The sequence below is a fragment of the Mesorhizobium sp. M7A.T.Ca.US.000.02.2.1 genome (assembly GCF_003996995.1).
GTDB lineage: Bacteria > Pseudomonadota > Alphaproteobacteria > Rhizobiales > Rhizobiaceae > Mesorhizobium.
In genome coordinates this window covers 1-5877 of the sequence record NZ_RZTT01000379.1, presented here as the reverse complement: position 1 = coordinate 5877, position 5877 = coordinate 1, and the positions used below count along the sequence as shown (strand labels likewise).

General features: G+C 63.1%; 3 protein-coding genes. 2 read left to right on the top strand and 1 reads right to left on the bottom strand.

The genetic code is table 11. From position 1 onward, the window contains the following. Window positions 1–747 (top strand): glutaminase (locus EOD15_RS27000; RefSeq protein WP_127409002.1); only part of this gene is annotated, 747 nt, incomplete at its 5' end. Window positions 748–917: 170 nt separating this feature from the next. Here the strand turns inward: EOD15_RS27000 and EOD15_RS26995 are convergent. Continuing rightward, on the bottom strand, window positions 918–3860 hold the full coding sequence (locus EOD15_RS26995; protein ID WP_127409001.1) for a ribonuclease E/G: 2943 nt from the start codon (window positions 3858–3860) through the stop codon (window positions 918–920). A gap of 651 nt (window positions 3861–4511) precedes the next feature. On the opposite strand from EOD15_RS26995, the gene EOD15_RS26990 reads away from it, so the two are divergent. Beyond that, window positions 4512–5774, top strand: a complete 1263-nt coding sequence (locus tag EOD15_RS26990) for an N-acetylmuramoyl-L-alanine amidase (RefSeq protein ID WP_127409000.1) — start codon at window positions 4512–4514, stop codon at window positions 5772–5774. The last annotated feature ends 103 nt before the right edge of the window (window positions 5775–5877 follow it).

Sequence of the window (5877 nt, the reverse complement as noted above, 5' to 3'; positions counted from 1 at the left end):
ATCCAGAGCATCTCGAAAGTGTTCACCCTGACACTGGCGCTCGGCAATGTCGGCGACGCGCTGTGGCAGCGGGTCGGCCGCGAACCGTCAGGCAATCCGTTCAACTCGATCGTGCAGCTCGAGCATGAGAACGGCATTCCGCGCAACCCGTTCATCAATGCCGGCGCCATCGTCATTTCCGACATCCTGCTTGCCGGCCACCAGCCACGCGAGGCGATCGGCGAGATCCTGCGCTTCATCCAGTTCCTCGCCGACGACGAGACGATCATCATCGACCGCGAGGTCGCGGCGTCCGAGCGCGCCACCGGCTACCGCAACTTCGCGCTTGCCAACTATATGAAATCCTTTGGCAATCTCCACCATGCGCCGGAACTGGCGCTGGGCGTCTACTTCCACCACTGCGCCATCGCCATGAGTTGCCGGCAACTGGCGCTCGCCGGCCGCTTCCTCGCCAATGGCGGCAAGAACCCGGCGACCGGGCATTCCGTGGTGTCGGCCGAGCGGGCACGCCGCATCGGCGCCATGATGCTGACCTGCGGCCATTATGACGGCTCCGGCGATTTCGCCTTCCACGTCGGCATCCCCGGCAAGAGCGGTGTCGGCGGAGGCATATTGGGCATCGTGCCGGGCGTGGCGTCGCTTGCCGTCTGGTCGCCAGGTCTCAATGCCAACGGCAACTCCAAGCTGGGGTCGATCGCGCTGGAAAAGCTTGCCAGGATGATGAACTGGTCGATCTTCGCGCCGTGATGCATGTCGCCCAAAAGTGCGCAGCGGTTTTGGGACAACGACATGCTTGGAATCAAAGAAGCGTTTTAGCCTTTCGCGATCCAGCATAGCGCCAGATAAGAAAATCCCGCGCCGTCTTCGAGACGGCGCGGGATTTTTTGTCAAAGAACTAGCTCATGCGATTGAAAGGCTTAGAAAAAGCCCTTCCGCTGCCACCAGCCGCCGCGCTTCGGCTTGTCCTCGGTCTTGTCCTCGGCCTTGGCCGCGGGCTCTTCCGCGACGATCGAAGACACGACCGGCTCGACCGGCGCATTCGCCGCCGCCGGCTTGCGCCGCGACGGGCGGGCCTTCGGTGCCTCCTCGACAGAAGCGATGGCTGCCTCGTCGGATGCGGTGACCGGCGTGTCGACCGGTGCTTCCACCTCCGCAGCCGGCTCATCGGCGACAATTTCGGCCGCGGCCTTCTTTGGCTTGGCCGCGCGACGTGGCTTCTTCGGCTTCTCCGTGGCCGGCGCGTCGTCATTTGCCGGGGCAAGCGCCACCGGCTCTTCGGCTGGTGCGGCAACGACCGGCTCGCTGGCGATCACCTCGGTTGCCCGGACTTCGCCTTCAGAAGCGTCTGCTGTTTCGCCAGCACTTGCCTCAGCCTCGCCTTCACCGTCTTCGCGACGGTTGCGCTTGCCGCCGCGCTTGCCGCGCCGGCGCTTTTTGCCCTGGCCTTCGTCCGAAGCTTCAGCTGTCTCAGACGTTTCGGCAACACCGACAGGGGCGTTGTCGTCCGCTTCCGTGTCGCCATCGCTGGCGGCCGAGTCCGGGTCCGAAAACTCACCGGCCGGAGCCGAGACGGAAGCACCGTCCGCAGGGGCGCCATGTTCGCGATCGCGATCCTTGCCGCCGCGCCGGCGCCGACGCTTGCGGCGCTTGCGGTCGCGGCCGTCGCCTTCCTCGCCACCGGCAGCGGGCCGGGGCTGTTGTTGCTGCGGCTGCTGGCGTGGCTGTTCGGCCTGCACCGGCGCCTCGTCATCTTCCTCGACGACGACAATCTCGTCCTCGGGCTCTTCCGGCTCGGCATAGGCCGGGAAGCTGCGCGCCTCGACGAAGCCTTCCGGCTTTTCAGCCAGCGCGCCGCGGAAGATCGCATAGTGCTGCGAACCCACCGAATCGTCGGCCTCGACGGTGATCGTCAGCCCGAAGCGGCTTTCGAGTTCCACCAGCGTGCCGCGCTTGTGATTGAGCACGTAGAGTGCGGTCGCCGCCGGCGTCCGCACCGTGATGTGGCTGCGGGAATCCTTGAGCAGAAATTCCTCAATCGCCCGCACCACCATCAGCGCGACCGACGAATCGGAGCGTACGTGGCCGGTGCCGCCGCAATGCGGGCAGGGCTTCATGGTCGATTCCAGCACGCTGGCGCGGATGCGCTGGCGTGACATCTCCATCAGGCCGAAATGCGAGATGCGGCCGACCTGGATGCGCGCACGATCGTTCTTGAGGTGATCCTTCAGCCGCTTCTCGACGGAGCGGTTGTTGCGGTTCTCCTCCATGTCGATGAAGTCGATGACGATCAGGCCGGCAAGGTCGCGCAGCCTGAGCTGACGCGCGACTTCCTCGGCCGCTTCCAGATTGGTGTGGAGTGCGGTGTCCTCGATCGAGTGCTCCTTGGTGGAGCGGCCCGAATTCACATCGATGGCAACCAGCGCCTCGGTCTGGTTGATGATGATGTAGCCGCCGCTCTTCAGCGTCACCTGCGGCTGCAGCATGCGGTCGAGCTGTGCCTCGATGCCGTTGCGCACGAAGATCGGCGTCGTGTCGCGGAACGGCTGAACCACCTTGGCGTGGCTCGGCATCAGCATGCGCATGAAGTCCTTGGCCTCGCGATAGCCTTCCTCGCCGGAGACAAGAATCTCGTCGATATCCTTGTTGTAGAGGTCGCGCACCGAGCGCTTGATCAGGCTGCCTTCCTCGTAGACCAGGGCAGGGGCCGTGGACTGCAAGGTGAGATTGCGGACATTTTCCCAAAGCCGCATCAGATATTCGTAATCGCGCTTGATCTCGGCCTTGGTGCGGCTCTCGCCGGCGGTGCGCAGGATCACGCCCATGCCCTGCGGCACTTCGAGATCGGCAACGACCTCCTTCAGACGCTTGCGATCGACCGCGCTGGTGATCTTGCGCGAAATGCCGCCGCCACGCGCCGTGTTCGGCATCAGCACCGAATAGCGGCCGGCAAGCGACAGATAGGTGGTCAGTGCCGCACCCTTGTTGCCGCGCTCTTCCTTGACGACCTGCACCAAGAGGATCTGCCGGCGCTTGATCACTTCCTGGATCTTGTACTGGCGGCGCACCGGCTTGCGGCGGTTGCGCACTTCTTCCAGCGCGTCTTCGGCGCCGACCGATTCGACCTCGTGATCGTCCGGATGCGAGGACTGCACTTCTTCCAGCATGCCGCGATCATTGTCGCCGGAGGTCGCTTCGCTGCCTTGTTCGGCCTGCGGAACGGCTTCGGAAATCACATCGGCCTCGACCGAGGCGGCGATCGACGTCGGGCCGCCTTCGCGGGTTTCGCCTTCGTCCTGCTCGGCGGAATCCTCGCCATGTTCGGACGCATCGGCATGTTCGGACGCATCGGCCGCATGTTCGATGATCTCGGACGTGTGCGAGATCTCCTCGAAACCAGCGTCGGCGCCCGCTTCCGCCTCGTCGGCAGCGTCGCTTGCCTCGCTGGAATCGGCCGCATCGCGCTTGTGCTCACCCCGGTCGCGGGGCTTGCCGCCGCGCCGGCGGCCGCGCCGTCCGCGATCGCGGCTCTGGCGATCATCACCGTCGCCGTCCTCGTTCTCTTCGTCCTCAGCCTCCTGCGCTTCCGCGCGCAGCAGTGCCTGACGATCGGCGACCGGAATCTGGTAGTAGTCGGGGTGAATTTCACTGAAGGCGAGAAAACCGTGACGGTTGCCGCCATATTCGACAAAGGCTGCCTGAAGGGAGGGCTCTACGCGCGTTACGCGGGCTAGGTAGATGTTTCCTTTGAGCTGCTTCTTGTCCTGGGATTCAAAGTCGAATTCTTCAATACGATTACCGCGTATGACGACAACGCGTGTTTCCTCCGGGTGGGAGGCGTCTATCAGCATTTTGTTGGGCATTATTTCGTTTCCCCCCGGCAGCCGTCAGCCGCAGCTTGCGAGGCAAAGCCTGCTGCTGCGTGCCTGGGATGTGGGTGCCGGATATTTGAACGTCCGTCGGCCGCCGCTTGAGCGCCATGGCGGTGCCGCCCGCAGCCATAATGGCGCGGTTTGATGCGGACCTTTCCATGATTGCGCTTGAAGCCATCGTCACCAACAGAACTTTTTGAACCAAAGCCCGGATGAACCGGACCAGCTTGTTTGCTCCTACAGAGCCGGCGCGGGAACAAACCCGGCCGTTTTCCTCACGCAGGCGATTCCCCCGCCACGGGAGCACGCCTGCGAAATTCGTCGCGATCACCTGAACCCTTTTCGCCTGAAGCGAAAGGAGCCGCCTTTACGTCTGACCCTGTAGCAAGAAGCTGCGGAGGAGGGCGGTTCCAGGATTGCAGTGATCCACCATCGCTTTTATGATTTGGCGGGGTGGAAGGCAACCCCGATTTCCGATGCCGGCAAAAAGCCGTTCCGTAGCGTAAGCCAGCTTCCGCCCTTGCATGAAAAGGCTTGGTTAACCTTCTCTGGATACCAATCGTTAATCGAGTTCGCGGCCTAGCCGGCATTTCGACGAAACGACCGGCGCCGGGCGCCAAACCGGGAGCGACTGGAAGAGAGATGGGATTGGCGGACTTCACAGACAAGGGATGTCGTGTCGGCGGCCGGATCCTGGCCGCTTTCTGCCTCTTGCTGCTGCTGGCGGTCTCATCTGCCTTGTCCTCAAAAGCCAATGCCGCCGACGCTCCGCTCGTGGCAAAAGGTTACAAGATGGCCGGCGATGCCACCAAGATGCGCATCGTCATGGACTTCGATCGCGAACCCGATATCAAATGGTTCCTGCTGCGCGGTCCCAACCGTCTTGTCATCGATCTCGCGAATACGAGATTCGCCGTTGATGCCAAGGATTTGAAGGCGCGGGGCCTGGTCAAGGGCGTGCGTCTGGGCGCGCTTAGCGAGGGCGTTTCGCGGCTGATCCTCACCGGCAAGGGTCCCTTTGCCGTCGACAAGCTCGACGTGCTCAAGAACGAGGACGGAACCGGCTACCGCATTGCCATCGACATGTCGGCGGCATCCGAGCGCGAGTTCGATGTGGCGCTGGCCAATCAGGCGCTGACCACCGGATCGACCGTTTCGACCGACAAGGGAGGGCGGGTCGGCACCGGACCGGTTTCCAATCCGGGTCATCGGTTCATCGTCGTCATCGATCCCGGCCATGGCGGCATCGACGGCGGTGCCGAGGGCCTGAACGGCACCATCGAGAAGAATGTCACGCTGGCCTTCGCCACGGAGCTGCGCGACAAACTCGCAGCCGTTGGCAATTATGATGTGTTCATGACGCGCGACACAGACGAATTCCTGCGTCTTGATGACCGCGTGCGCATCGCCCGTCAGCATGAGGCCGACCTGCTTATTTCGATCCATGCCGACACGATCAGCGTCAAGGGCATTCGCGGCGCCACCGTCTACACCGTCTCCGACAAGGCTTCGGACCCCGAGGCGCAGGCGCTCGCCGACCGAGAAAACCTCTCCGATCAGTTCGCCGGCATGGAAATCAAGAACGACAACAAGGAAGTCACCGACATCCTGATCGACCTGATCCGCCGCGAAACGCACAATTTCTCGATGAGTTTCGCCCACACGCTGGTTGGCCAGTTGTCGACCAGCGTCGGCCTCATCAACAATCCGCAGCGTTCGGCGGGCTTCAAGGTGCTCAAGGCACCCGACGTGCCGTCGGTGCTGGTCGAACTCGGTTATCTCTCGAACGCCAAGGACGAGGCGCAGTTGCTCAACGCCGACTGGCGCGGCAAGGCGGCCCAGAGTATAACCAACGCCGTCGCGCTGTTCGCGTCGGCCAAGGCCGGACCGGGAACCGGAGGTTGACATGACCGGCGGCGCCTGCAACCAGAGGCGGCGTTGCGCGACGACAACACCCAATGCTTTTTATTTCCGGCTCGCGACCGCGAAATCAGGCATTGCCGTATTT

What these genes read in the sequence shown, in the direction of transcription:
- EOD15_RS26995 (WP_127409001.1), bottom strand. Translation starts at nt 3,860, where the DNA reads ATGCCCAACAAAATGCTGATAGACGCCTCCCACCCGGAGGAAACACGC.
- EOD15_RS26990 (WP_127409000.1), top strand. Translation starts at nt 4,512, where the DNA reads ATGGGATTGGCGGACTTCACAGACAAGGGATGTCGTGTCGGCGGCCGG.